Source organism: Streptomyces sp. NPDC058751, assembly GCF_042746485.1.
GTDB lineage: Bacteria > Actinomycetota > Actinomycetes > Streptomycetales > Streptomycetaceae > Streptomyces.
The window spans coordinates 320721-345727 of the sequence record NZ_JBHYPZ010000002.1 but is presented as its reverse complement, the minus strand read 5'-3'; the positions used below and the strand labels follow the sequence as shown (position 1 = coordinate 345727).

Annotated in this window: 25 protein-coding genes; 12 read left to right on the top strand and 13 right to left on the bottom strand. The window is 70.3% G+C overall.

Annotation, left to right across the window (positions count from 1 at the left end; genetic code table 11):
- Positions 1–50: 50 nt before the first annotated feature.
- Both ACFW6B_RS03625 and ACFW6B_RS03620 read right to left on the bottom strand, forming a co-directional pair.
- The gene (locus ACFW6B_RS03625; RefSeq protein ID WP_386591680.1) at positions 51–563 is read right to left on the bottom strand and encodes a hypothetical protein; all 513 of its coding nucleotides are present in this window, start codon (positions 561–563) and stop codon (positions 51–53) included.
- Entirely contained in the window at positions 560–1495 is a 936-nt protein-coding gene (locus ACFW6B_RS03620; RefSeq protein WP_386591679.1) for a class I SAM-dependent methyltransferase, read from the bottom strand. The genes ACFW6B_RS03625 and ACFW6B_RS03620 overlap by 4 nt, the downstream gene beginning before the upstream one ends.
- A gap of 181 nt (positions 1496–1676) precedes the next feature.
- On the opposite strand from ACFW6B_RS03620, the gene ACFW6B_RS03615 reads away from it, so the two are divergent.
- Positions 1677–2180 (top strand): NUDIX domain-containing protein, encoded by a 504-nt coding sequence (locus ACFW6B_RS03615; RefSeq protein WP_386591678.1) that lies wholly within the window; start codon positions 1677–1679, stop codon positions 2178–2180.
- 154 nt (positions 2181–2334) lie between these two features.
- Here ACFW6B_RS03615 and ACFW6B_RS03610 read toward each other — a convergent pair whose 3' ends face one another.
- Positions 2335–2739: a type II toxin-antitoxin system PemK/MazF family toxin gene (locus ACFW6B_RS03610; protein ID WP_386591677.1), complete on the bottom strand. Its 405-nt coding sequence runs from the start codon at positions 2737–2739 to the stop codon at positions 2335–2337.
- A 281-nt stretch (positions 2740–3020) separates the two neighbouring features.
- On the opposite strand from ACFW6B_RS03610, the gene ACFW6B_RS03605 reads away from it, so the two are divergent.
- The 8 genes from ACFW6B_RS03605 (at position 3021) to ACFW6B_RS03570 (ending at position 12113) form a co-directional block, all read left to right on the top strand.
- Positions 3021–3485, top strand: a complete 465-nt coding sequence (locus tag ACFW6B_RS03605; protein ID WP_386591676.1) for a GNAT family N-acetyltransferase — start codon at positions 3021–3023, stop codon at positions 3483–3485.
- Between the two features lie 300 nt (positions 3486–3785).
- A complete protein-coding gene (locus ACFW6B_RS03600; RefSeq protein WP_386591675.1) occupies positions 3786–5486 on the top strand; it encodes a trypsin-like peptidase domain-containing protein in 1701 nt (566 codons plus the stop codon).
- Between the two features lie 3 nt (positions 5487–5489).
- Positions 5490–7652, top strand: coding sequence for a tetratricopeptide repeat protein (locus ACFW6B_RS03595; RefSeq protein ID WP_386591674.1), 2163 nt, complete (start codon positions 5490–5492; stop codon positions 7650–7652).
- 67 nt (positions 7653–7719) lie between these two features.
- A complete protein-coding gene (locus ACFW6B_RS03590; protein ID WP_386591673.1) occupies positions 7720–9174 on the top strand; it encodes a VWA domain-containing protein in 1455 nt (484 codons plus the stop codon).
- Entirely contained in the window at positions 9171–10046 is an 876-nt protein-coding gene (locus tag ACFW6B_RS03585) for a hypothetical protein (RefSeq protein ID WP_386591672.1), read from the top strand. The genes ACFW6B_RS03590 and ACFW6B_RS03585 overlap by 4 nt, the downstream gene beginning before the upstream one ends.
- Positions 10043–11272, top strand: coding sequence for an ABC transporter substrate-binding protein (locus ACFW6B_RS03580; RefSeq protein ID WP_386591671.1), 1230 nt, complete (start codon positions 10043–10045; stop codon positions 11270–11272). Before ACFW6B_RS03585 ends, ACFW6B_RS03580 begins: the two co-directional genes overlap by 4 nt.
- Positions 11273–11289: 17 nt before the next feature.
- Positions 11290–11619, top strand: coding sequence for a CU044_2847 family protein (locus ACFW6B_RS03575; RefSeq protein ID WP_386591670.1), 330 nt, complete (start codon positions 11290–11292; stop codon positions 11617–11619).
- 86 nt (positions 11620–11705) lie between these two features.
- Complete coding sequence (locus tag ACFW6B_RS03570) at positions 11706–12113, top strand: hypothetical protein (protein ID WP_386591669.1); 408 nt, start codon at positions 11706–11708, stop codon at positions 12111–12113.
- 183 nt (positions 12114–12296) lie between these two features.
- Here the strand turns inward: ACFW6B_RS03570 and ACFW6B_RS03565 are convergent, their stop codons facing one another.
- From ACFW6B_RS03565 to ACFW6B_RS03550, 4 genes are all read right to left on the bottom strand, one after another.
- On the bottom strand, positions 12297–12737 hold the full coding sequence (locus ACFW6B_RS03565) for a DUF4259 domain-containing protein (protein ID WP_386591668.1): 441 nt from the start codon (positions 12735–12737) through the stop codon (positions 12297–12299).
- Positions 12738–13016: 279 nt separating this feature from the next.
- On the bottom strand, positions 13017–13337 hold the full coding sequence (locus tag ACFW6B_RS03560; protein WP_386591667.1) for a YcxB family protein: 321 nt from the start codon (positions 13335–13337) through the stop codon (positions 13017–13019).
- Positions 13338–13934: 597 nt separating this feature from the next.
- On the bottom strand, positions 13935–14336 hold the full coding sequence (locus ACFW6B_RS03555; RefSeq protein ID WP_386591666.1) for a hypothetical protein: 402 nt from the start codon (positions 14334–14336) through the stop codon (positions 13935–13937).
- Between the two features lie 24 nt (positions 14337–14360).
- Complete coding sequence (locus ACFW6B_RS03550) at positions 14361–14765, bottom strand: hypothetical protein (protein ID WP_386591665.1); 405 nt, start codon at positions 14763–14765, stop codon at positions 14361–14363.
- A 168-nt stretch (positions 14766–14933) separates the two neighbouring features.
- Between ACFW6B_RS03550 and ACFW6B_RS03545 the strand changes: the two genes are divergently transcribed.
- The gene (locus tag ACFW6B_RS03545) at positions 14934–15899 is read left to right on the top strand and encodes an SGNH/GDSL hydrolase family protein (RefSeq protein ID WP_386591663.1); all 966 of its coding nucleotides are present in this window, start codon (positions 14934–14936) and stop codon (positions 15897–15899) included.
- Between the two features lie 85 nt (positions 15900–15984).
- Here ACFW6B_RS03545 and ACFW6B_RS03540 read toward each other — a convergent pair whose 3' ends face one another.
- Together ACFW6B_RS03540 and ACFW6B_RS03535 are read right to left on the bottom strand one after the other, a co-directional pair.
- The gene (locus tag ACFW6B_RS03540) at positions 15985–18000 is read right to left on the bottom strand and encodes a M36 family metallopeptidase (protein WP_386591662.1); all 2016 of its coding nucleotides are present in this window, start codon (positions 17998–18000) and stop codon (positions 15985–15987) included.
- 51 nt (positions 18001–18051) lie between these two features.
- Positions 18052–20022, bottom strand: coding sequence for a M28 family metallopeptidase (locus ACFW6B_RS03535; protein WP_386591661.1), 1971 nt, complete (start codon positions 20020–20022; stop codon positions 18052–18054).
- Positions 20023–20456: 434 nt separating this feature from the next.
- Between ACFW6B_RS03535 and ACFW6B_RS03530 the strand changes: the two genes are divergently transcribed.
- On the top strand, positions 20457–20891 hold the full coding sequence (locus tag ACFW6B_RS03530; RefSeq protein WP_386591660.1) for a hypothetical protein: 435 nt from the start codon (positions 20457–20459) through the stop codon (positions 20889–20891).
- Here the strand turns inward: ACFW6B_RS03530 and ACFW6B_RS03525 are convergent.
- From ACFW6B_RS03525 to ACFW6B_RS03510, 4 genes are all read right to left on the bottom strand, one after another.
- Complete coding sequence (locus ACFW6B_RS03525) at positions 20843–21541, bottom strand: YncE family protein (protein ID WP_386591659.1); 699 nt, start codon at positions 21539–21541, stop codon at positions 20843–20845. The genes ACFW6B_RS03530 and ACFW6B_RS03525 overlap by 49 nt on opposite strands.
- Before the next feature lie 217 nt (positions 21542–21758).
- Positions 21759–22547, bottom strand: coding sequence for a peptidoglycan-binding protein (locus ACFW6B_RS03520; RefSeq protein ID WP_386591657.1), 789 nt, complete (start codon positions 22545–22547; stop codon positions 21759–21761).
- The gene (locus ACFW6B_RS03515; RefSeq protein ID WP_386591656.1) at positions 22544–22705 is read right to left on the bottom strand and encodes a hypothetical protein; all 162 of its coding nucleotides are present in this window, start codon (positions 22703–22705) and stop codon (positions 22544–22546) included. The genes ACFW6B_RS03520 and ACFW6B_RS03515 overlap by 4 nt, the downstream gene beginning before the upstream one ends.
- Before the next feature lie 298 nt (positions 22706–23003).
- A complete protein-coding gene (locus ACFW6B_RS03510) occupies positions 23004–23615 on the bottom strand; it encodes a peptidoglycan-binding protein (RefSeq protein ID WP_386591655.1) in 612 nt (203 codons plus the stop codon).
- A 692-nt stretch (positions 23616–24307) separates the two neighbouring features.
- Between ACFW6B_RS03510 and ACFW6B_RS03505 the strand changes: the two genes are divergently transcribed.
- The gene (locus tag ACFW6B_RS03505) at positions 24308–24763 is read left to right on the top strand and encodes a carboxypeptidase regulatory-like domain-containing protein (RefSeq protein WP_386591654.1); all 456 of its coding nucleotides are present in this window, start codon (positions 24308–24310) and stop codon (positions 24761–24763) included.
- Positions 24764–25007: the final 244 nt, after the last annotated feature.

Sequence of the window (25007 nt, the reverse complement as noted above, 5' to 3'; positions counted from 1 at the left end):
ACCGCAGTTTCGCACACAGGAAGATCGGGCCCGGCGGGCACCCGGGTCCTCTACCGCACGTGGTGGTACCAGCGTCGGTGTACCGCGGGTTCGACGCACAGAACAGCGGCGCCCGCGGTCGCGCCGACCAGCAGGGCGGGCCCGCCGCCGCCGTTGAGGACCGCGCCGAGGCAGGCTGCGGCAACGGCGAGCGGACGCAGCAGGGTCAGCGGGCCGAGGCCGACGACTGTCGCGAGGGTGCCGGCACGGAACGGCAGGGTGAAGTAGGCGGCGAGCAGAAGCAGTACGGCGAGGGCGTAGACGGTGAGCGGGAGCAGGTAGCCGATGCCGCCGGCGGTCAGAGTGTCGTAGGTCCGTGCCCGGTCGCGTGCGGTCAGCAGCAGGAGGGCGGCGGTCAGCGTGGGGACGAGCAGCAGGAGGGCCCCGACCGCCAGCCCGCGCAGGGCGGCTCGGGTGGTGGCCCGTCGTCTGCGGATGCGGGCGTCGCTGCCGGCATGGGCGCGGAAGCCGCTGAACGCCGCGTCGACCAGGCCGAGGAGGACGAGCGGTACGGCGGGCGTCATCGGGTGGTCCCGGCGAGGTGCTCCGGGCCGACCATGCGGCGCGCGTCCCGCCCGAGGGCCCGGCGAAGCGGCGCCTCCAGTCGCGGGCGCACCCCGATGATCGGGCGCAGTGTGGTGCAGAACGGGTTCGCCGTGCCGCGCGGCTCGTACAGCAGTGCGCTGATGCCGGGTACCGCGGCGGCGCGCAGCAGGGTCTCGTCGCTGTGCGCGCGCCGTGCGGAGACGACGCCGTCGTGGCGGCCGAGCGGGCTGCGCATCCGGGCACGGTGGAAGATCCAGGCACCGATGGGCGCGAGAGGGGTTGCGGCGATGTCGAAGTGGCAGAAGGCATGCGCCGGTGAGGCGGCCTGGGCCTGGAAGAACTCGGCCAGGGCGGGTCCACGGAAATGGTGCAGCACGCCGGTGGAGACGTAGACGGTCGCGGCCTCCGGCAGGTCGAAAGCGTTCCCGCGGACGAAACGGCAGTTGAGCCCCTCCGCCCGGGCGAGGCGGTCCGCCTCGCCGACCAGCGCGGCGTCGAGGTCGGCCCCGACCAGCTCGACGTCCGTGCCGAGGGCGTTGGTGGCCGCCAGCCGGCGGACCAGGTAACCCAGGCCGCAGCCGACGTCGACCAGGCGGTACGGCCCGGGCTGCCCGGTAGTCGACCGAATCGCGGTGAAGAGCGGGCCGAGCAGGTGGACCAGGCGTTCGCCGATCCGCAGTTCCTCGCTCAGGCGCTGGAGCTCGGTGTGCACGTTGATGAGCAGGCGGTCCACGGCGTGCGGGTCGAGTACGCCGTCCCGGTCCGCGGGCAGCTCGGCGACGATCCGGGCCGCGCGCTCGTCTCCGCTCTCACGGAGCTGCCGGATCACCTCGGCGCGCCGGACCGGGAGCCGGTGACCACTGTGCGGGTCCACCGCCGTGATCAGGTCGGAAATCTCAAGCTGGTGCACGAGGCAGAACCCTACGGCCTCCCCCGCCGGGCCCGGCGGGCCGGCTGTCCCCCGCCGGGAGTGTCCACAGCCGCCCGCTCGGCGCCGGTGCTGTCGAGACCCGTGCACATTTCGACTCGCTCGTGGGCGCCGGGCGAGGCCGGGTGCGGTGCAGGGGGCGGGCTCTGCCAGGGTGTGCGTCGTGGACGAACTGGTGGAGCGTGTCGACGATCAAGATCGTGTGCTGGGGGTGGTGGTCAGCCGTCGGCAGGCCATCCGGGAGGGTTGGCTGCACCGGGTCGCCGTGACGGTGTGTCGTGATGGGCGGGGGCGGGTCCTCGTCCATCGGCGGTCGGAGCAACTGTCGCGCTTCCCAGGGCTCTACGAGGTCGTGGCCGGTGGCGCCGTGGGTGTCGGCGAATCCTATGAGCAGGCCGCTGCGCGGGAGTTGGCCGAAGAGCTGGGCGTTCGTGTGCTGCCGCGCCTGCTGTTCACGTTCATCAACCGCAGCGGTTTGAGCCCTCACTGGCTCGGCGTGCACGAAGCCGTGGTACCGGATGCCGTGGTCCCCGATCCCGATGAGGTCGCCTGGCACGGCTGGCTGACGGAGCCGGAGCTGCGGTCGGCCCTGCTGGAGTGGCGCTTCACCCCTGACAGCCACGAAGCCTTCAGCCGGTATCCGGCGTTCCGGACCGCGAAATCCTGACCCGCCCGCCTCTGCTCGCGATAAGCGCGGTAGACGCCAAGAACCATGCGAATCTGACGACACTCGTCGTACCCCGTGGTCCAAGGGCGGACCGAGGACCCTGCGTTCGACGCCTGGATCGTCTTCGAGGACGAGTCCGGCTTCTACTGAGCCTCTACTCAAGTCCGTCGAGGCGGAGGGCGTCCCTGATCTCGCTGAGCTTCGCGGCCGTCGCCGGAGTCCACTCCCTGGTCTGCCCACCGGTGCGGAGGGCGTCCTCGACTTCGTCGAGCGTCGCGGAGGGCAGCACGCCCGCCCGCTCGATCAGGTCGTCCTGGGACACGGTGGTCAGCCAGGTGCAAGGGGTGAAGCCCGGACGGGGGAAGGCGAACCGCAGCACGCCGTCGAAGGGCAGTCCATCGACGGCTCCTACTGCCACTTCGACGCCCAGACCGCTGATGTCGATGCCCGCCGGAGCGACGACCTGCATCGCCTGGAAACCCGACACCTCGTCTCCCGACAGCAGTACGACCGGGCGGCGTTCGTCGAACGCGGCCCACCAGACTTCGCCACGGTGCACATGTCCTCCTCGCTGGTCCAGTCGGCGGCGCCGACACCAAGCCCGCGCCCCGGTCTGCCACTGCCGACGACAGGCAGCCGCCAAGCCGTGGAGATCACAATCTACGGCTGGAGTACCAGGGCCTGCCCATTGGATCATCTGGTAGTTGGCCAAGGCTGCTGACCGAAAACTCGATCGCGGTACCGATAGCGGTGTACGCGTCGGCGCGGAGGACTTCCGCAGGGGCTCACTGGAGCAGTTCGATGTGCGGATGGTCCGGGGAGTCCGGGCAGACTGCGACCATGCCGACTTCGCCGCACCTGCAAGAGATCACCCCCGACAACTTCGAGACCGCTGTCGGCCTGAGAGTCCGCCCCGACCAGGAACACCTGGTGGCACCCGTGGTGAAGTCGCTCGCCGAGGCATACGTCCACCCCGGCATCGCATGGCCCCGGCTCATCTGCGACGACGACGAGGTCGTCGGGTTCCTCATGGCCTTCTTCGACATCGACTGGAGTGGCGAAGGCACCGACTTCCGCTCCGGACTCTGGCGTCTCAACATCGCAGACGGAAAGCAGGGCCGAGGCTACGGACGCTTCGCAGTACAGTCCGTGGCCGACGAGATCCGGCGCCGAGGAGGCACAGGGCTGACGACCACCTGGCACGCCGGAGCGGATGGCCCAGCAGGCTTCTATCTGGCGCTCGGCTTCCAACCGACCGGAGAGACCAGCGGAGACCAGACGGTGGGCATGCTGGAACTGGACTGAACCAGCGTGAGTGACGGGACGACGGCCTCGTCCGGGGCGGGAGCGGGGCGGCCGTGGACCAGGGCGAGGGCCGGCCCGGACACGGTCCCGAGCACTTCCGCCTCCACGACGGCCGGATCACCGCCATCGGGCTCGTCTTCGACTCCGCCGCCTTTCGTGCCACACCGGCATTCGACCGCGCCCGCGACGTGGCCGGGGCGGTCCCCGGTGGCTGCCGTGACGGTGACGAAGTGACGGCCGGGACCCGGTTGGTCCCGCCGACCCGGTTCAATGTGGCGCTCGTTGCCATACCTTGGGCGTATGGCGCTGCATCATCACAGTGACCGTCCGTGGCGCGTGAGGGTGGACGACGAGGAAGGCACCCCCTGTGGCGCCGGAGTACTCCTCGACGACCGGCATGTCCTCACCTGCGCGCATGTCGTCCGCTACGCCGGGGCGGCGCCCGGGGGCACCGCCCCCCACGTGCGGATCAGCAGTGTGGCGTGCCGCCCGGAATGGACCCGCACCGCGCACGTGGTCCTCAGCACGTGGGTGCACGACCACGGCACGCAGCGCGGCGACGTGGCACTGCTCGAACTCGACGAGCCGGCCGGCTGCGGCACCCGGACCACGTTGTGGAAGGCACCCATCTCAGGGGGCACGGTCCAGGTCTACGGCTTTCCCCGCGGCGAACCGTTCGGCATGGGGGCGGACGCGCGGTTGGCGGGATCCGGCCACCGGCAGGGCGAATGGGGCCTGCTGAAGCGGATACGCGAGGGCGACCCGTGGATCGAGCGCGGATACTCGGGCGCCGGGGCGATGGCGGTGGGCGGCGAGTTCGACGGCCGCGTCATCGGCATCGTGGTGGCCGACTACGTCAACGGCGACGCGAAGGCGGCCTGGATGCTGCCGACCGAGACGATACTGACGTACCTGCCCCGGATCGAGGAGTTCACCGGCGGGGACCGCAACGACGAACTGGGTTCCTCACGAGGCGAGTTGACCGAAGACGTGCTGGGCGACCCGCTGCGGCTCGCGCTGACGCGGGAGCTCACCCGACTGCTCGACGGCGACTGGTGCGGCACCGTCGTCGTCGGCACCGGCGGCACGAGCGCCGTCGGTGACTCCTGGCTCGTCCGTCTGGTGCGGACGGCCGATCCGGCGGCCCGGGCCACCGCCACCGACGCCGAGCTCACCGGTGCCCCCGGTGACACCGTCCTCGGGCTCGGCACCTTCGACGCGGCCTACGACGCACGTGCCAGGTCGGTCGCCGACGTCAGCGGCTACCTCACCGGCCGGTTCGGACTCCCCGGCGGAAACCCCCAGGAGGTGCGGCAGCAGTTGCTGCGCCGCAGGCCGCCCGCCTGTCTGGTGGTGGGCGGCGTCGACCGGGCCCAGGACCCGGAGGCCCTGTTGCGGGAGCTGCTGGGGCAGTTGGCCGCCCGCGCCCGGTCGCGCGGCCTCCGCCTCGTCCTCGGCTTCGAGGGGGTGCCGCCGGCCGACCTCGCCCACGACGTGTCCCTCGACCCCGAACCGCTGCGCGGGGACGCCGTCCGGGGCGTGACCGCCTCCGAGGCCCACACGGCCGTGGAACGACTCGCGGCGCAGGAGGACGCCGCGTCCGCGCTGCAACGGGAATGGGGCGTACGGTTCTTCGCCGCGCCCCGGCTCCCGCCCCGCGCCGCGCCGCGGTTACGGGTCCGGCTGGCCGTCGCGCGGGCGACGGAACCCGGTCACGAGCTCACCGCGATCCACGACCGGGCCCACGACGCCCGCACCGCCCTGGTCCGCTTCGATCACGACCTGCGCCGGCTGATCGCGGCTCACGAGGACCTGACCGCCTCCCTGGAACTGCACCGGGTCCGCGCCGCGCGGTACTTCGGCGCCGAGGACCGGCAACTCGCCGAGCGGCACGCTCCCGCCGCCCGCGCGCTGCGGACCGAGCCGATCGACCTCGACGCCGCCCGCGCCCGGGTCAGGCGCTACATCGACGAGGTCGACCGACGGCTCGAGGAGAGGTGACACATGGGGACCGGCCCCCGGATGTGCGACCGCCCCGACTGCGGGCGCGGCACGATCGACGAACAGGGCTTCTGCGACGTGTGCGACCGGCGGCCGCCGGAACGGGACGCGACCGCACCGGCACCCCGCGCCCCCGAACCGGACCCGAACCCGAACCCGCCCGCACGGCCGGGCACGGGCCTCGGCGTGACGCAGGTACGCCCGGACCCCTGGTACGGCCTCGGCCTGGTCGATCCCCACCAGGTCCCGCGGGCCGCGGCCGTACCGCAGGTCGTACCGGGCCCGGTCGCCGAGGCGCACCGCTTCTGCCCCGGTCCCTCCTGCGGGCGGCCGGTCGGCCGCGGCCACGACGGCGAGCCGGGCCGGATCTCCGGCTTCTGCCCGTACTGCGGCACCCGCTTCGACTTCGCCCAGCCCGACGGCCTCACCATCGCCGGCCGCTACGACGTCACACGCGTCATCGGCTCGGGAGCCTACGGTGCCGCCTACCTCGCCCACGACCGCAATCTCGCGACCGACGTCGTCCTCAAGGCCCTGCACAGGACGGTCGCCAGGACCGCCCGGCACGAGCGGGACGTCCTCGTCGGTCTCCGGCACGACAGCATCGTCCGCATCCTCGGCTACGAGCAGGAAGGGCCGCACCTCGTTCTCGAGTACGTGCCGGGCGAACCGCTCTCGGCGCGCGAGGACGACCGCCTCGAAACCCTCCTGGCGCACGGCGTGCGCGTCCTCCAGGCACTCGACTACCTGCACGCCCGGGGTCTGCTGCACTGCGACGTCAAGCCCCTGAACATCATCCGCTTCCGGGAGGAGAGCCCGACGGGCGCGCTCGACCGGGTGCGGCTCATCGATTTCGGCGCGGTGCGCAACCACACGAAGGACACCGGGCCGGTCGTGGCGTACACGAGGGCGTACGCGCCACCGGAGACCGATCCGGAACACCGGCACCCCACTCCCGGCTTCGATCTCTACGGACTGGGCATGACCCTGCGCGAGGTCTGCCGCTCCCGCTGGACGGACGGCTCCGCACCGGGTGTCGACTCGCTCCGTCTGCTGCTGGAGCGTGCCACGGACCCCGAACGGCCGTGGCGCCGGTTCGTGTCGGCCCGGCAGTTCGCGGAGCAGCTCAGCGGAGTCATCCGGCAGGTCGTGGCGGCTCCGCCGACGCGTCGTCAAGTGGCCCGTCCCTCGGCCCTGTTCGGCTCGGTGCCCGAACCGCTGCACGGCGGTCTGGGCGCGGCCCGGCCGCTCGCCCACTGGGTCGGGGCGCGAGCGGAGGAGAACGCTCTGCTGAAGATGCCCGGGCCGTTCCTCTCCCCCGCCCCCGGTGAGACCGCGGCCGTCCTCCCGGCCCCCTTGTCCGATCCCGACGACCCTCGCGTCACGGGCTCGGCCGACGGCGCGCTGGCGGAGAGCCGGCTCGCCCTGCGCAGGAAGGACGCCGCGTCGGCGGCACGACGGCTCGCGGCGGCGGGCCTGCCCGACCGGCACTGGCTGCCCGACTGGTACCGCGGTCTGATCGCCCTGGCCGAGGGGTCCCCGGAGCGGGCCGCCGTCGAGTTCACCCGGGTGCGCAGGGCGCTTCCCGGCGAACTGGTGCCCCATCTCGCCCTCGGTCTGTGCGCCGAACTCCGCGGCGACCGGGCGGTCGCGCGGTCCCACTACGGCACGGTCTTCGACACCACCCCCGCGCTCGGGGCGGCCGGTTTCGGCCTGGCCCGCGTGCTGCTGTTGGACGGCGAGCGCGCGAGGGCGGTGGACGTCGCCGAGCAGCTGGCCAAGGAGTTCCGCTACGAGCGCGAGGCGCGCGTGGCAGCCGTACGCCTGCGCGTCATGGTCCTCTCCGAGCCGGGCCACCCGGCGCCGACCGAGGACGACGTGGCCCGGGCCGAGGGGTGCCTGCCCGGCCTCGACGTGGACGAGGCGGCGACCGCCGCGCTGCGGGCCGAGATCCAGTACGCGCGGTTCCTGCACACCCACGACCGGCTCGAACTGTCCGGCGCGGTCCGCGCCCTCGGCCCGCACGCGCCGACCGAGCGGGAGTACGTCGCACTGGTGGACCTGGCGAACCGGCTGCGTCCGGCGCCGGGATGGAGACGGCCGGGAAAGCGCGGCGGAACGAGTCGTTCCCGTTCCGGAGCGGGACCCGGCGCACTAGGCTCCTGACCCGTTCCGTCGAGGAAGCGAGCATGCTCCGCAGGAGAACACGCAGCGACACGGACGGGTGGTGCGGGTGGAGGGCAAGTCGCCGTTGGGGCTCGGCTTCACCCTGGAAGTGGACGCATCCTCGGATCTGTCCTACGACGAGCGACGGGCGGACGCCCTGATCACCGTCACCGCGCACTCCGCCGCGGCCTCGGCCGGGCAGACCCCGAGTGCCGAAATCCTCATCATGGACCGCTCGTTGTCGATGTCCGGCTACAGGCTGGACGAGGCGAAGCGCGCGATGTGCGCCGCCGTCGACACCCTGCGGGACGGCACCCTCCTCGGGATCGTCGCGGGCAACCACCAGGCCGACGTGATCTTCCCGACGACGGGCGGCCTGGCCCGGGTCGACGCCCGGGTCCGGGAGGACGCCAAGCTCCGGGTGGCCGGCCAGCTCGCCGAGGGCGGTACGGCGATCGGCCAGTGGCTGGCCCTCGCCCGCCGTCTCTTCGCCACGGTGGACTCCCCCGGCACGGTACGCCACGCCGTCCTCTACACGGACGGCAAGAACGAGCACGAGACACCCGGGCAGCTCGACGAGGTCCTCACGACGTGCACCGACCGGTTCGTCTGTGACGCGAGGGGCCTGGGCGAGGACTGGCACTACGCCGAACTCCTCCGTGTCACCGAGGCCCTGCACGGTACCGCCGAGGCCGTCGTCACCGTCTCCGACCTCACGGAGGACTTCACCCTCCTGATGCGCGAGGCGCAGCGGATCGTCGTTCCCCGGGTGTATCTGGGGCTGCGTCTCAACAGGCGTTTCCGGTTAGCGTTCGTACGGCAGACCCGCCCCGTCGAGGCAGAACTGACGGCACGTCAACAGCATGACGGTGAGACGCTCGTCCCGCTGGGCTCGTGGCCCCCGGAGCGCCGCCAGTACCAGATCTCCCTCCGCTTCACCCCCGACAGCCTGACCGTCGACGAGATCCTGCGGGCCGTCCGCGTCACCCTGCACGCCGAGTTCCCCGACGGAACCCGGCGGCCCTGCTCGGACAGCGCGGCCATGGTCGTGTGCCGCCGTTCGACACCGGGATCCGCCGTCGTCCCCTCCGCCGACCTCACCCGCGTCGAGAACGAACGCGAGCTCGGCATGGCCATGCGCGCCTGCGCCGACGCCCACGAGCGCGGTGACCTCGACCGCGCGGACCGCGAACTGCGCCTCGCCATCGGCCTCGCGGCGTCCCTCCCGGACGCCACGCGCCTGCGGCTGCTGCGCGAGATCGCGGCCGACGGCCCCGACGGCCTGCCGCGGGTGCGGCGGAACGTCTCCCGGGGCCTGGTGCAGAGGATCGGCGTCGCCTCGACCAGGATCACCCAAGAGCCGGCAGGCCCGCACGACCCCCCCTCCCCCGGATCCGGGTCGCCGCGCGCGTGCCCACGGTGCGGTACGACGTCGACGCTGCCCACGGCCAGGTTCTGTCAGGAGTGCGGGGACCGGCTGGACGCCTCGAGCGCGGCCGGCGGGCCGGTGGACACGCCGTGACCGGCACGCGGCTCCACGCGCCGCGTCCTCTCGCGCGGCCCCGCACGCCCCACCCGGTCGTGGTGCTGCGGTGGCTCAGGACGTCCGTGCTGGGCACGGTGGCGGTGACGGCGCTGTTGTACCTGGTGGTGGCGAACCAGGGCGGGGAGGAGATCGCCGCCGCCCGTCGTACGACGACGGCCATCCAGCACATCGGCGCGGCGTACGACGAGGCGGGGAAGGCGAACGAAGCGCTCCGCGCCGTCTCCCGGAGCGGAGCGATCGACCTGACCGGCACCGGCAACGACTTCGCCGACGCCACCGCCCGCGTGGCCTCCCACCTCACCTCGGCGGCCGAGGGCAACGCGGCCGGAGAACAGGGACTGAGCCACCTCGCGTTCGTCCAGGGGCAGTTGACCACATGTGTGCAGATGGCCAACACGGCGGTCCTCGACGGGGCACCGGGTGTGGCGAGGGCACGCGACGCGCTGGACGACGCGCCGGAGTACGACGGCAGGGCGCCGGTCCCCTTCACCGGCGGTCTCAGGCAATCGCTCAGGGACCTCCAGGAGTTGGAGGTCCAAGCCCGTCACGACCGGCTCAGGTCGGGCTGGCGCGACCCCGCCCTCCTCCGTCCCCTGTTCCTCGGGCCGGTGGCGGTCATGCTGCTGCTGGTCTGCGCGACCGGCTACATCGTGGTCCACCACTTCCGGCGCCGCCCCGGCCCGGCGCTCGTCGTGGCCCTGCTGGCCACCGCGTCGATCGGCGTCGCCATGTGCACGACCGACCCGCTCGCCCCGGCGATCGCGCTGCCCGTGCTCGCCGCCGCGGGCGCGCTCGCGTACCTGGCCTACCGTCCCCGTCTCGCCGAGTACAGGTTCCCCCGCTCATGAGAGGACTCACGACACCCCTCGTGCGCTGTGCCCTGGTCCTCGGCCTGCTCACGGCACCGGTCGCGTGCGCGGAGCCGGAGAGGGACAAGGTGACGATCATGGTTCCCTGGTCCGGCACCGAGTTCAAGGCGTTCCACGCGGTCGTCAAGGACTTCGAGCGCGACCACGACATCGACATCGAACCACAGGTGACCCGCGCCCTGACCCAGCAGCTCGACGCCGCGGTGGCCGCGGACGCGGAGCCCGACCTGGCGGTGCTGCCCAGTGTGGGAGCGATCGCCGAATACCGTGAGGAAGGCGCGCTCCGGAAACTGGACGTCGACACGGGCGCCTACGCGCAGCCCTTCCGCGGGCTCGGCACGAACGGCGGCGACGTCTACGCCGTCCCCGTCAAGGCCGACGTCAAGAGCCTCATCTGGTACGACGCCAGGGTCACCCCACGGCCTCCCGGGAACTGGACGGCCCTGCGGTCCCGTTCCGACACCTGGTGCCTGGGGCTGGAGTCCGGTCCGACGTCGGGCTGGCCCGGCGCCGACTGGATAGCGGACATCCTGCTCGCCGACGAGGGCGCCGGCCCGTACACCGCCTGGGCCTCGGGCGACACGCAGTGGGACGAGGAACCCGTCGAGGACGCGTGGACCGCGTGGGGGGACCTCGTGGCGGGCGCTCGCGAGGACGCCGCCACGTTCAACTTCCGCGCCGCCGCCGAGAAGATGACCAGGAGGGAGTGTTCCCTCGGCCACGGCACCCTGTCCGCGATGGCTTTCGAACCGGCCCAGGTGAAGGACGAGGGGTACACGTACGTGCCGTCCTCCCGTGAGGTCCTGCAGGTCTCGGCGGACTTCGTCGGAAAGTTCACCGGGAACGAGAGCGCCGACGAGTTCATCGAGTACCTGGCGAGCGCGCGGGCCCAGCAGACCTGGGTGAACGAGCCCGGCTTCGCGCTCTCCGCCGACGACGAGGTGACCGAGTACGACAACGCCACTCAGGGCCGGATAGCCGCGCTGCTCCGCTCCCCCCGTCACACGCTCTGCTTCAGCGCCGCCGACGCGATGGATCCCGACGTTTCCGCCGCCTTCTACCGAGCGGTCCTGAACTTCACGAACGGCAAGCGCCTGCTCCCCCTCCTGAAGGCGCTGGACAGGGTCCAGAAGCAATTCGGATACGCACGCCCCTCGTCTCCACCACCGCCCGGACCGCTCTGCAGCCCCCCGGACCGTCCCTGATCCCTCCAGGAGCCCTCATGCCCGACGCCGTCCAGTTCACCCTCGACGACGGCACCGTCGTCCTCGTGGCCCCACCCGCCCGCACGGGCACCGGCGCCGTGGGCCTGGGGACCCGTCTGGAGAGCGCGGGAAGAAGCCTGCGCGATGCATTGGCGCCGGTCACCGCCGCCGCCTCCGAGGTGATCGGCCAGTTCCGCGACGTCGCCCAACGGCCCGACGAGGTGGAGGTCACCTTCGGCGTCGCCCTGGACGCCAAACTCGGCGCGGTCCTGACGAGCGCCGGTACGAGCGCCCACCTCGACGTCACGCTCCGCTGGAGCGGCACGGAACCGACACCACCGAACTGACCCGGCCCGGCACCCACTGGTCAGCGCGTCGGACGCGAAGGACCCTCACCTTCACCGGACGTTCACCAGGACGCCATACTGTGCCCATGAGCACAACCGCCGGACCACAGGTCTCCTCCCAGCCCTCTTCCTCACCTCAGCCGTCCCTGACCGGCCCCCTCCCCGCCGACCGGACGCGGGCACCGCGGAAGTGGTGGATCGCCCCGCTGGCCGGTGCGCTGGTGGCGCTGCCGGTCCAACTCGTCGCCGCCTTCCTGCTGCTGATGTCCCCCATGGCGTTGGACTCGTGTTCCGCCGCCAACCCCTGCGGGCGCACGGAGGCCGCCATGGGCGCGGCGCTGGTGCTGCTCCTGCTGGCGCTGCTCTCCCTGGGCGTGCCGTGGTACTTGGCGAGGAGGAGGAGTCTCGGCGTGGGGATCGGGGTGAGCCTGATCCCGCTGGGTCTCACGCTGGCGTCGATCGGCACGCTGCTCCTCGGAATCGGATTCGGCTGACGGCCCTGCGCGCTTCGGGACTGGACGATGGCCGTACCGCTTGCCGTACACGTGCTCACCCCCGGCCTTCAACGGGCCCTGACGTGTTCACCGGTGTCCGTCTTCGTCCCGGCGCACACCGCTTCGGCGGCCTTCGATCACGTCAACACCCCGCCGCTCCCCAGGTGGTGGGGCGACTGTCTGCTACTGCGCGACGTCGAACAAAGGGATGGACGGTGGAGGCGGGGCAAGGACCGCGCGGAGGCGGTTGATATTGGCTCGCCACTGCTTCCCGTCTTCCGGGTCGACCCAGTTCGAGGCCGGCCCGGCCTCGTCACCGATGACGCGGTCGAGGGCTTCGGCCGCGAGTGTCCGGAGATCACCGGGGAGGGCGGGCATGGGTTCCTCAGGGCCGTCGGACGGGTCGATCGAGTCGCCGTCCGGGCATTGGGCCGCGACCAGTGCGGCCGCGGCCACCGCTTCTTCTCCTTCGGTGAGCCAGCCGGTGGCGTCGACGGTGCGCGTGAGGACGCCGCGGATCAGTGCCTCGCGTTCTTCGGGGTGGGCGTCGTCGAGAGAGTCGGCAGGACCGGACGTGGCGGGTGAGAGCGTCGAGCTCAGGGCACTGGGCGCGGATGGTCTCAAGTTGGAGCTTTTCGGTCCCGTCGAGGGTTTCCGGGCGGCCGGGAATCCATCCGAAGACCGTCCGGGGCGACGGCGGGCGCGCCACCCGATCACGCACGCGTACGCCTCGCTCCACCCCCACGGGCCCCAGCCACGCCGTCGGCGCCGTCGACCGGAGCAAGCCGTGACGGCCGGCCCGTGACGACAGCGCCGGAACCCTCAGCTTGGGAAACCGAGGTGTTCCAGGGCCTGTTGGACACCTGATCTGCGGCCGACCGCCCTGCACCGCTTCAGCTTCGGCTAAAGCCGTTTCAGATTCCGGTCCAGGATCTCCCGAAGCCGGTCCACGTCGGCGGGGTCCTGGGCTCCCCGCTTGGGCAGCACCGCGACTCCGGCCGCGCGGTCACCGCCCAGCAGCACAAAGAGCCCGGGCGTCTCCAGGTACTCCCGGAACACCGTCCAGTCCACGGTGAAGGAGGCCCGCTCACCGGTGCTGACCGCGCCGCGGTCGTCGGCCACCATCCGGCACTGTCCGTACGGCTCCACGACGCTGAACATCCGGTGGGCCATGACGCGCAGCCCTCGTACGGTGCCCCAGGACGCGGCTGCCACGGAGAGCACCAACGTGATGATCCACACCCGAACCCTGTTGCCGTCAAACACTGCCGTCCCCGCAAAAGCCAGAGGCCCTGTGGAGTGACTCCACAGGGCCTCTGGTCTGATGTGCACTCGGCAGCATTCGAACCTGCAGCCTTCCGATCCGTAGCTCCAGCCGGTTCGGTCGACGACGGTCATTCCGGCCGCTCCAAGGTCCCTGAGGGACGCCGATGGGCGGGGGCAGTCGCCGGGGTTGCGGTACCGCGCTGCTGTACGGCTTGCTTCGCTGCCAGATTCCGGACGTGAGCCTCACGTCGTAGCCGATCTCGGCAAGCACCAGTCGGCGCGCGTCTTCCTCGGTCAGCATCGCCCGATGATGGCATGCGTCGTGACCTTGGCCATGCGGCTGGTGGAGTCTTGATGACTCACGCAGCCCAGCAGGTCACGGTTGACGGTTTCGTCAAGGGATCGTCCGGCCGATCCGTCCAGTTCCACCAGAACCGTCGGCCCCGCCGATCGGCGGCGGTCCGGCAGGGCAGGGCGCACTCATCCAGGCGTCGCGATCCGTGGCGAGGAGTAGAGGAACTGACCCTTGGCCAGGGGTTGTTCTTCGACGTTGCCTTACCACAGGAGCACGCCGTGGCGCCGCTCCCAGAAGAACGCGTACACACCCCGGATGATCCGCTCCGGTACGAGGCTGAACCCCCAACCGATGCCCCAAAAATCCCAGAACAGGCCGAAAAGCAGGGAGGACAGTGCGACGAGGACAGCGGCGGGTACGGCGAAACTGCGGCGCATGGATTCACGCGGGGTGGGGAGTGTCGCCTCGGGGTCGGTCAGGGGAACTGTGTTCTCGAAATCGCGCTTCTCGCCGCCCAGCCAGTACGGTCGGATCGAAACCGCCAGCAGGCCGACGAGTGCGCCGGCCCCTCGGCCCCATACCGACATGCGTCGTTGGCCGCCCGGTCCCACAGAACCTGATGCCGAGCAGTCGCCCACCCTGAACAAGAAGGGCTCAAGCACAGCTCCTAAGGTTCCCTGGAGGTTTCAGGGAACGATCGTGCCTCCCGCCCGCGCCGTATGCGCAGGGGGAAGGCATGATCGCAAAACTTGCTTCTTCTTGCCCTGGGCCTTGCCGGGAATCTGGGTGACCTGCTGCCTCTGGATCAGGACCGTACCGAGAATGCCGACGCTCAGCCCGACCCACGGGTTCGCGGCGAAGGCGAACATGGTGTGCGCCGCGTCGCTGCCCAGCCCCGCGAAGCCGCGACCGATGACGCTTACGGCACAGACCAGCAGGTAGATCAGCCCGGCGACACCGCACCAGCCGAGGGTTTTGGTCCATACGGGGAGCTGGACGGTTCCGGCGTCGCTCTCGACCGCGGGGGCCGTGAGCGGTGAGCCACCGGAATGCTGGTGCCGCCGGCGACGGGTGTCAGCACGGGCCGCCATCGACTGCCCTCAGGCGGCTCGGAAAGGACCTGCTCCTCGTGCTGAACCCCAGTCGCCCACGGAGTCGCGCCACACAACCCAATGGTAACTTTACGTATTGGATCCGCACGTACAGTCACGGCCTATGTGCGGCCAAAACCATGCCAAAGGCATGTACAGGGAGAATTCGTGGCACGCTTCCGCATTCGTCTGGCCCTGCTCGGCTCGGCCGCAGCCCTCACCGCCGGCGCCGCCGTCCCCGCGCAGTTCGCCGGGGCTCAGCCCGCCGCCGCCGCGGGCCGCCAGTGGGTCGCCCTGGGCGACTCCTACACCGCCGGGGGCATCCCGGCCGCGGGCGAGACCTTCGAAGTCCCACGCAACGGCTGCGAGCGCACCGACCGGTCCTATCCCCAGCTCATCGAGTCCAGGCTCGGCGCGCTCTTCGACCTCACCAACGTCAGCTGTGCCGCCGCCACCATCGAGGACGTCACCGAGAAGGCCCAGGAGCCGGTCGGCCGTCACCTGCCGCCCCTCTCCGAGGATCCGGACTACCCCTTCCCCGCGGTACCGCCCCAGTCCGCGGCGGTGGGCCCCGACACCGACGTGATCACCGTCGGCATCGGCGGAAACACTCCCGGATTCGGTGCTCTCCTCGGCCAGTGCCTGAAACTGGGCGAGGAGAACGGCGGCGTGGGCACCCCGTGCAAGGACGCCCTGGCCGTCAGCATCCCCGACCGGCTGAACAAGGTGAGCCGGGAGTACGACCGGATGCTCGCCGTGCTTCACGAGCGCGCCCCGCACGCGAAGATCCTGACTGTCGGCTACCCCACCATCGTTCCCGAAGACACCTCCAAGTGCCGCTACAACGACGTGACGCAGTTCGGCTCGATCACCAAAGGCGACCTGGACTGGCTGCGCCAGGACGTCCTCGGACCTCTCGACGACATCATCGAGAAGTCCACCCGCACGCAGGAAGCCGCCGACTTCGTCGACCTCTACGGCTCCTCCCGGAACCACAGCGTCTGCGACACCGACAAGTGGGTGGAGGGCTTCGTCACCCCGCCTGACCAACTGGCCCTCGTGCACCCCAACACCCTTGGCCACCACAACGCCGCCGACCACGTCCAAGCTGCGATGCTGAACACCATCGGCTGAGCCGACCCGCACGCGGCCCCTGTCGGCGATCCCACCTCGAACCGGCCTCCACCGGCCCCGGGTGGAGCGGGGCGGCCGAGCCGTCTCAGTCCTCGTGTCCGGCCGGAGGCAGTGCGGTGCCTGCCCGGCAGCCGACGAAGGACGCGTTGGGGCAGAAGGCGTCGAAGCCCATGCCGTAGCGGGCGAAGGAACCCCACGCCGCCATCCGGACCTCGGGGTACTCGGTCTGGGTGATCGACTTCCCCCGGAGGTCCCTCAGAGCCCGCAGGATCGCGTCGCGGGCGGTGAGGAGGGACGGGTTCTTGGGAGTGAGTTTCAGCCCGTCGACCACTGCCTGCCAGGTGGTGCGGTAGCCGCGTTCCTTGCTGCCGAGCTCGGCGCTGATCCGGCGGGTCATCTCCATGAGCGCGGCGCACCAGATCTCGCCGACGTTGTGGATCCTCGTGTAGTCGAGCCCGTTCGGGGTCTTGCCGATGTCGCCGAAGTCACCGGGGTACTGGTCGTCGTAGGGCCGTTGGCGGATGCCACCCGCCCTGTCGAGCACCCAGTCGCCGATGACGGTGTGTTCCTGCTCGTGGAAGAAGTTGAGGATCGTGAGCGCGAAGAAGTCCGACCAGCCTTCGCCCATGGCCAGGGACTGGTCCTCCTGCAGACCGTTGGCATCGTGCAGGCCGCCGACCAGCCGGTTGGTCACACCGTGCGTGAACTCGTGGCGGACGATGCTCGCCTCCTTGGCCGTGTGCCTTTGGGAGCTGCCGACCAGACCCATGTTCATCTCCGCCGCCACACCGTCGGCGCGCGTGAACATGTTGGCCGTGCCGACGACGGGCCGGGGATGGGCGCGGGCCACGACGGGGTCGGCTCCCCGGCCCAGGCCCGAGAAATTGACGGTCTGGAAGTTGCCGTGCTCTTCCGTGAAGCCGAGCATCATGAAGAAGTCGTGCATGTAGTTGCACAGGAAGAAGACGTTGGTGACGAGTTGTTCCTGAGTGTCGGGTTTCGGCGCGAACACCCCGTTGCCCGCCGCGTCGACGTCGACCTGGAAGGTCTTGCCGGTGTCCGCGTCGACGGCCCGCACATTGTTGCCGACGGTCGCCACGTGCCCGTTCTGCCGCGTGACCCAGGGCCCGGGGAAGCCGGGCAACGCCGCCGCAGGGGGTTTGACCGGATAGTCGGTCAGCGGCAGGGGGAAGGAGGCCAGGGCGGGCTCGGTCTCGACCGGGTCCTGCCGGATCACCACTCCGCCGATGACGTGACTGGTGAGGTCCTGGAGGTACAGGACCTGGGGTGCCTCCGCGTCTGCCGTTCTGGCGTCGGCCTCCACGAGCGCTTGGTACTGCACGGCCCCCTTCTCCCGGGAGAACCTGAACGACCAGGCGAGCCGGACGTCATCACCCATGTAGAAGTACACCAGCCGGGCGGGGATCGCCTCGTCGAAGGCGCCTGCCTCGAACGTCATCGGCTGGTCGTTGCGTGCCTGGGAGCCGAGTCGGCGGAAGCCGGCCGAGATGTCCAGGCCCGGCAGTTCGTCGGTGCCGTACGGGCCTTCGAACGTGGCCGGTTCGGCGGCCTTCGCGGCGCCGGCGGCCAGGGCGGTCTCGACCGGCACCGTCGGCATCGTGGGGACGTTGCTCAGCACGCTCGCCGTGTCTCCGACGACCCTGTCCACGGTGCCGTCCGCGCGCAGCCACACCTTGGGAGCCATGCCCCACACGTCGATGCCGTTGAGCGTCTGCTGGAGGCTGACCACTCGCATGCCGCCGCTTGTTTCCGTCACCTTCGGGTCGGCCTCGAACTCGGCGGGCTCTCCGGCGGCGAAGCCGATGGCCCCCGAGACCGAGGAGAGGTATTCCTTGGCCCGGGCGATGTAGTCGCCGTCGGTGGCCCCGCCGCCCGTCCGTTCGGCGAGACCGGCGGGCGCGCCCTCCACCCGTAGCTCGGTCAGGTGCCCGGTGAAGCGGTTCACCTTGTTGCTCTCGGCGATGAGGACGTGTTGCAGCGACTCCGCCACACGGTCGGTGTCGGAGAGGAACGCCTCGGCGCCCGGGACCCGGGCGAGCCGGTCGTACTCCAGGTCCCGCTTGTCGATGAGCTGTGTCATGACGGATGCTCCTGTCGTGCGTGTGAGGCCCGGTGTCGGTGGTCTTACGGGTCACAGGCCCGCGAGGGTCAGGGCGGTCGCCGTGACGGATCGGGCGACCGTGGCCGCGAACTGCGGGTTGTGGTCCTGGTCCTGGAGGGTGTCTCCCGGGGTGTGGTATTGCCGGGTGCCGGTGCCGGGGCCTCCGTCGCTCGCGAAGATGTCCTCGGACACGGCGACGGCGGCCCACCCCCGCTCGTGGAAGCTCGCGTGGTCGCTGCGTCCGATCGCCGGATCGAAGGGGCCCGTGAGCTGCTGGACCGTCACCGCGGGGTCGATGGCGGGAACGGTACCCGCGACGAGAGCGCCCAGTGCGTCGGACGCGCCCACCACCGGTCCCGGCACCGAGGAACCGGCGTGGATCTCGACGGTGGGCGGGCTGCCCTGCCGGAGGCCGGCGATCATGTCCATCTGGAAGACACCGGCGATGCGCTCACCCGCCGCGGCGGCGGCCCGGGCGTAGAACTTGCTGCCGACCAGGCCCTGTTCCTCGGCGTTGAAGAGCACGAAGCGCACGTTGCGGGCCGGTGTCCTGCCGTCCGTGAGCAGTGTGTGCAGGCACTCGGCCGCGGCCATGACGGCGGCGGTTCCGCTGCCGTCGTCGTCTGCGCCGGGGGCGGGGTCCACGGCGGGATCGTAGGGGCGCGGCTCGCCGTTCTCGTCGACGAACTCGCCGCTGGAGGCGGTGGAATCCAGGTGTGCGGTGATGAGCACCGTGGAGTCGGCCCCGGCGACCCGGTGCTCGGCCTCCACGTTGAACAACCGCCGCCCCCGCCACCGGAACCGGTGGAGCCGTACTCGCAGGTCGAGGTCCTGGAAGCGGTCCGCGAGCGCCTCGACGACCCGGGGGTTGTCCGCGGCGGACGCGTCCCGGCTGCGCACCAGCAGCGTTTCGCCCTCCCTGAGCGGCTCGACGCCGGAGATGCGCGCGACATGGCCGCCCAGTACCTCGGGGGTCACGGCCGCGAGCACCGCGGCGATCGTCTCCGGGGAGGGGCTGTCGTCGCCGGCCGCCTGTGGGCCCGGCTCCGCCAAGCCTTCCGCCGGGCCGGCGACGAGTCCTTGCGCCCATGCCTCTCCGGGGCGGGAGAGCAGCGCCGGGTCCGGAAGCAGCCGCTCGGTGTGTCCGGGCTTCGCGTCCGGCAGGTGGACGTCCTCGACCGGGACGCCCGCGGGTGCGGCGACGTAGACACCGCCCGGCGCCGGACCCAGCGGGAGGAGCGGCGGGGCGGTGGCTCCGGCGAGTTCGTCGGCGAGGAGGCCGAAAGTGGACGTGGTGCGCGTCGTCGCCCCGGCCGGAGTGTCCGCGAGACCCTGGGCAGGGGTGTGGTGGCGGTCGTCGCGGACCAGGAAGGCCGCCGTGTCCTCCACCGGCCCTCGCAGGTCGACCGAGAACCCGGCCTGTTCGAGTGCCGCGGCGCCGCGCGTGCTCACCATGGCCAGTACGAGGTGCGGGGACGCGATGTGCACGGGGATCACCTCGGTCTGGTTCGCGATCGCCTCCAGCGCGGGCAGTCCCTGGCCTTCGGGCAGTTCGATCCGCGCCCAGAGAACGGCGCGGTTCTCCACGGCGGCGCGGGTGAAGACGGGGTGGGGCGCCGTGCGCAGCCCGGCTTCCCTGGCGAACGCGCGCTCCTGGTGGTCCTCGCCCACGAAGACGCACTCGTCGGCCGCCGACGCCGGTGCGCCGGCCACGGCCGTGGCGGCGACCGCCTCGTCGAAGATCTTCCGGCTGTTCTTGGGGCCCCAGCGCACGAGTGCGTCGTTCGTGAAGCGGCCGGGGAACGCCTCCTGCAGGGCCGACGCGGCCCGTTCCACGGCGCCTTCGCCCGAACCGGGGTTGGAAATGATGCCCTTGCGTACGTCGTCGAAGGCGTCGAGTACGGCGAGGACACGTGGTCGGGGCAGGAACGTCAGTGAGCCGTCGGCCTCTTGGCGGACGTCCGCCAGGGTTGCTCCTATGTCGAGGAAGAGCACGGGCATCTCGGTGCCTCCAAGTGAACCGGTCCGGGATCGGTGGGTGACCGGGGAAACGACTCGGGCGGCGACGGCCGTTCGAGAACCAGGGGAGCTGCGAGAGCGGGTAGCGCGGCGCGGAAGAGGAACCGCGAGCGGTCCGACGCCGGCTGGCGACCACCACACACTCCATTCCATCGTCCGCCTGCGCTTGCACGCTCGCATCCCGAGATGCGGGTGACTGCCGTTCGAATTCGGACAGTTGAAGGGGGAAGCGCCGACCGCGCTCCTGCTGAGGGGGCGTTTCCTCGGAGCACGGGCCGACACCCCCTGGCGGACGGCGAACGCGCCGCCGTCGCCACGCCGCTGCCGATCGTTGATGTCAGGCAGGGCGGGACAGGTTTCACACCGCGCCGACATCAGAGTGCGCACAGGCCCGGGAGAGTGACACGGTCACTGCCGTGACCTTGTTGAACGTGCTCGTCGGCTTCGCCCGAACCGGCCGGGTCGGCCCGCTTCACTGCGGAATGCCCCTGACCGCGGCTGAAGACCTCCTCGGCCCGGGGCGTCCGCACCCCGCCCACATCATGAAGGGGTCCGGCATCGACGGTTGCCCCTACTCCTGGAACGGCCTGCGACTGGTGGTCACGCAGCGGGCCGTCAGCGGAATCCGGATCGACCTCCGGCCTGGTTCGACCGTCGGACTTCCGCCGCTCGTCCTGCCCGGTTCCGAGTCGTTCGAGGCCACCGTGCTCCGTACGGCAGACCCGTGGGCGGACCGGGTCGCCGGTGCTCCGTGGCACTCGGCGGCATCGGCCCCGGGCCCGGCGCCGGATGCGAGCCGGCCCTACAGCTCGATCACCGTCACGGAGTCCGCGAAGAAGTTGGTGACGTAAAGGCGGGTGCCGTCATGGTTCACCGCCACCCCGCGCGGGCCGTCGGCGACCGGGATCGTATCGATCACCGTGAGGTTCGTCGTGTCGATCACCGAGACCGAATCGGATCCGAAGTGCGCCACGTAGAGGCGGTCGCCGTAGGGGTTCAGCGCGGCTCCGTACGGATCCGGGCCGACCTGGATCGTGGCGGTCACCGTCTTCTGGGCGAGGTCGACCACGGACACCTTGCCCGCGAAGTAGTTGGCCGCGTAGAGGAGGCTCTCGTCCGGAGCCACCGCCACACCGGTGGGGAACGTGATGCCGTGGATCTCGGCGAAGTTCTCCTTGGCGAAGTGGTCCGTGACCAGCACGGAGTCCTCCAGCGCCAGGGTCAGGTAGACGCGGGCTCCGTCAGGACTCAGAGCCAGACCGTAGGGAGCGCGGGCGAAGTGGCTCTGCGTCGAGGAACCGGCGTCGAGATCGATGTGTACCAGCGCCTTGGAACTGGGACTGGCCACGTGCAGAGCGTGCCCGTCGGGATTGGCCGCCACACCGTAGGGCCCTTCGATCGCGTCGATCGTGTCCACGACTGCCGTGCCGTCGGCATCGATCACCGAGACGGTGCCGGACGCGAAGTCGGTCGTGTAGAGGCGCTTGTCGTCCGGGCTCACCGCTACGCTGTGCGGGCTCTTGCCGGTCGGAATCCCTTTCGTGTCGGCAGAAGGAACGGCCGGCCTCTCCGGGGGCTTCCGACGGACCTGCAGCCCTTGCTCGCGCGCCCGCGCGAACAGCTGGTCAAGTGGCGCGTCAACGTTGTGCGAGGTAACCATGGGGTCTCCTTGTACCGTGGTGACGGCGTGGTGGTCTCCCTGCCCGAGCGAAGGGCGGTCAGACGTTGGGGACCTGCAGCTTGTCCCAACTGGTTCTGCCGGGGATGCCGTTGGCGTCGTCGCCTTCGAAGCCGAGTTTCCGCTGCCAGGCGGCGTAGGACTTCACATCGCCCGGGCCCCACACGTCGGCGTTGGCGCTCGACTGGTACCGGTTGCAGCCTTCGGCGACGAGCCGATGGTGCATCGCGGCGACGATCGGCGATTTCCGTCCGGCGTGGAAGAACGACGCACCGGGGAACGGCTCTGTACCCGGCTTGGGGACGGGGCGTGAACCCTTGAAGTGGTCGTAGGCCTCCTGAGCCTCCGTGAGGACCTTGTCGTAGATCTTTTCCATGTGCGGGCCGGCGCAGGTGGTCGCGGACCAGTGGTGGTGGTAGAAGAGGTTGCTCTTGCTGGGGCGTGCGCCGATCACCTTGGCGAAGTGCCAGCCGGCGAGACGTGCGGCGTTCTTCCAGGTGGCCTCGGCGACCGTCCAGTTGGGCGCGAGTGTCGCGTTCGCCATTTCGATGCTGATCGAGCTCTGGTTGCCGGCCACGTTGCCGACGGCCCAGGCGTACTCGTTCACCTTGACGTACTGGGCGACGGCACCGGCGGCGTCCACGTCGAAGTGGGCCGAGGCCGGACGCGTCTTCCAGAGGTTGAGCACGCCCTGGTGCGAAAGCCGGCCGGCGTTGTGATGCAGTGTGACCGATGTCTTCCTGAAGGACTTGTGGGTGACGTGGCCCGTCGCGCTCAGCTTGTCGATGAGGTTGGAGACGGGGCGGTCGTAAGCGATGGTGGCGGTCATTGGGGGTCCTCCGCGTCGTTCTCGACGCCGTCCTGGGCGAAGGCGACGAAGTCGCTCTCCGGAAGGTCGTCGAGGTTGTCGGTGCCGGGTCCATCGCCGGTGTCCGTCTTTTCGAGGGCCGCTTTCACGTCCTCGTCGTCGAAGTTCTTCTCGGGCACGATGCCGTCCTTTCGGTTCCACGACTTCGTGTCACCGGTGGTACTCGGGATCGAGAAGTCCCGCTTCACCGGTCGAGGCGTCCTCGACCGTCATCGGATTCGTGTGGCGGATGTGGATACGGTCGCGTGTCTCGCAGCCGTGTACGTCAAGATCACATCCGTGTCGTGCATGATGATCCGGTTTCGGATCCGATGCCACCGGGTCGAGGCGTGGAACTGCTGGTTGATGTGGCGGTCGAGTTCGAAGGTAGGGTTTCTGGCTTTCCCGCGGGATTCCGCGATGCCGTGGTCTCGGACTTCAGACGTTGGGGACGTGCAGCTTGTCCCAACTGGTTTTACCGGGGATGCCGTTGGCGTCGTCGCCTTCGAAGCCGAGTTTCCGCTGCCAGGCGGCGTAGGACTTCACATCGCCCGGGCCCCACACGTCGGCGTTGGCGCTCGACTGGTACCGGTTGCAGCCTTCGGCGACGAGCCGATGGTGCATCGCGGCGACGATCGGCGATTTCCGTCCGGCGTGGAAGAACGACGCACCGGGGAACGGCTCGAAGCCGGTGGGGGCGGTGGGCCCGCCGTCCATGTACTGCTTGTAGGCTCCGTTCACGAACGTGGACCATTGGTTCCAGTCGTGTGCGTGCTTGATGGCCTTTGCCGTCCTGGCGTTGTAGACCGGGTCCTTGAGCTTTTCCGCGACCCTGAGCGTGTCCGGCGGGGAGAACTGCCCCGGGTGTTTGAGGGAGCGTATCTGGAAGAGACCGATGGACGGTCCCCACTTGTGGTCGACCAGGTTCTGGTCTCCGACGACGCCTGGGTCGCCCTTGGATTCCGCCATGGCGACGGCGGCTGCGATTTTGATGTCTTTGCCGGTGAACCCTGCCCGGGTGGCGAGGGAACGCAGCTCGGTCAGGCTCATTCTCATTTTTCGATGCCCCTCTGGCTTGTCGATCGGAAGCCATGTCCGCATGGCGCATCGAGGTGTCGGATCGAGGAGCGGGAGTTGGCCGACATCCCCGGCCCGGGGGAGATGTTGCCGAGATGTGATAGCTGTTTCTGCGGGCAAGGCTGGGGATCCTGCTGCGAGCTTCCCCTGGTTGACACGTATGCGTACAGGGGACCACGGATCCTCTTGGCCGCGCTTCCGTGATACGGGCGGCTTCACGAGGAGCGAAAGATCACTTATTGCCACTATATGACTATGTTGGGGATCGGGCAAACAGGGTACTGGGGGTTCACGGAAGAGCAACTTGTGGGCGCGCGACGTGCCGACCCGCGTTCCAAGTCCCGGAACCGGCAAGTCGATTCCCGGCAGGCTCTGGCGAGATCGTGCCCCATGGGCAGCGGGGCCTCGATGAGGCTCGGTGTCCGCATTTCCCCGCGCGCGACGGAGCATTGTGACGCGGGCCGGTTTTTGTTTCAACCACCGCAGCGTGGCACGGCGCACTCCCGGCCGAAATTGACATGGTCCGTGCATGGGGTGAGCCTGGAATCAGGTGCGCTGAACGGCCTCTCAGAAGTCCGCATTTCAATCAGACTTGCGTTCGTCGGCTTCGGCCGCTCCCGCACGTCCTTGACGAGAATCCCGGCCGCGCCCGAGGGGAGACTCTCATGCACGGGCATGTGCGAACCATCACCGGGGACGAGCCGATCTTCATGATCAAGGTCAGCGTCTACCGACCCGACCTCACGTTCATCGACCGTGCCTTCACCGACAACGACGGCTCGTACAGCGTCGAGGTGCCCGCCGGCGAGAGGGTCACCGTCCGCTTCGACACTCATCACTCGCTCAACAACGCGGACAGCTGGCAGCCGTCGCTGGTCACCGACGCGGTCGCCGACGATGCCGTTCCGCTCGACCGCCGCCTGGTCCCCGTGGGCCAGTTCGCGGATACGGCGCGTGGCATCGACGTACTCGCCGCCTTTCTCCTGGCCTCCGCCGTGGAAGGACCGGAGTACGCCGCCCACGCCACGAACCGGCTGTCCCAGATCAAGCAGAACACCCTGCTCCTCCAGCACGTACAGGCAGCCCTCCTCCAGCACTTCACGGAGCAGGCCGACGCCTGACGGGCCGTACCCGACCCGGCCGACGGTCATCGTGCCGGTCCGGAACGGCTCGCCGTCCGGGCCGATCCGGACCTCCTTCGCCCTGCCGCGCTTCGCCTCGCCCTCGAAGGTCTCGTGCCTGGTCGGCTCGCTCTCGCCGGTCCAGGCGACCGTCTCGAAGCCCACCCACCGCATCACGGGGGGTGTCGCCCCTTCGGGCATTTTTCTGCGGAGCCTGTCGAGCCATGCCGCCGACCGGGCAGGC

Coding starts and splice junctions, on each gene's coding strand:
- ACFW6B_RS03550 (WP_386591665.1), bottom strand. CDS start 14,765: ATGGCGGCCCGTGCTGACACCCGTCGCCGGCGGCACCAGCATTCCGGT.
- ACFW6B_RS03625 (WP_386591680.1), bottom strand. CDS start 563: ATGACGCCCGCCGTACCGCTCGTCCTCCTCGGCCTGGTCGACGCGGCG.
- ACFW6B_RS03575 (WP_386591670.1), top strand. CDS start 11,290: ATGCCCGACGCCGTCCAGTTCACCCTCGACGACGGCACCGTCGTCCTC.
- ACFW6B_RS03605 (WP_386591676.1), top strand. CDS start 3,021: ATGCCGACTTCGCCGCACCTGCAAGAGATCACCCCCGACAACTTCGAG.
- ACFW6B_RS03510 (WP_386591655.1), bottom strand. CDS start 23,615: ATGAGCCTGACCGAGCTGCGTTCCCTCGCCACCCGGGCAGGGTTCACC.
- ACFW6B_RS03595 (WP_386591674.1), top strand. CDS start 5,490: ATGGGGACCGGCCCCCGGATGTGCGACCGCCCCGACTGCGGGCGCGGC.
- ACFW6B_RS03540 (WP_386591662.1), bottom strand. CDS start 18,000: ATGACACAGCTCATCGACAAGCGGGACCTGGAGTACGACCGGCTCGCC.
- ACFW6B_RS03580 (WP_386591671.1), top strand. CDS start 10,043: ATGAGAGGACTCACGACACCCCTCGTGCGCTGTGCCCTGGTCCTCGGC.
- ACFW6B_RS03520 (WP_386591657.1), bottom strand. CDS start 22,547: ATGACCGCCACCATCGCTTACGACCGCCCCGTCTCCAACCTCATCGAC.
- ACFW6B_RS03535 (WP_386591661.1), bottom strand. CDS start 20,022: ATGCCCGTGCTCTTCCTCGACATAGGAGCAACCCTGGCGGACGTCCGC.
- ACFW6B_RS03505 (WP_386591654.1), top strand. CDS start 24,308: ATGCACGGGCATGTGCGAACCATCACCGGGGACGAGCCGATCTTCATG.
- ACFW6B_RS03600 (WP_386591675.1), top strand. CDS start 3,786: ATGGCGCTGCATCATCACAGTGACCGTCCGTGGCGCGTGAGGGTGGAC.
- ACFW6B_RS03570 (WP_386591669.1), top strand. CDS start 11,706: ATGAGCACAACCGCCGGACCACAGGTCTCCTCCCAGCCCTCTTCCTCA.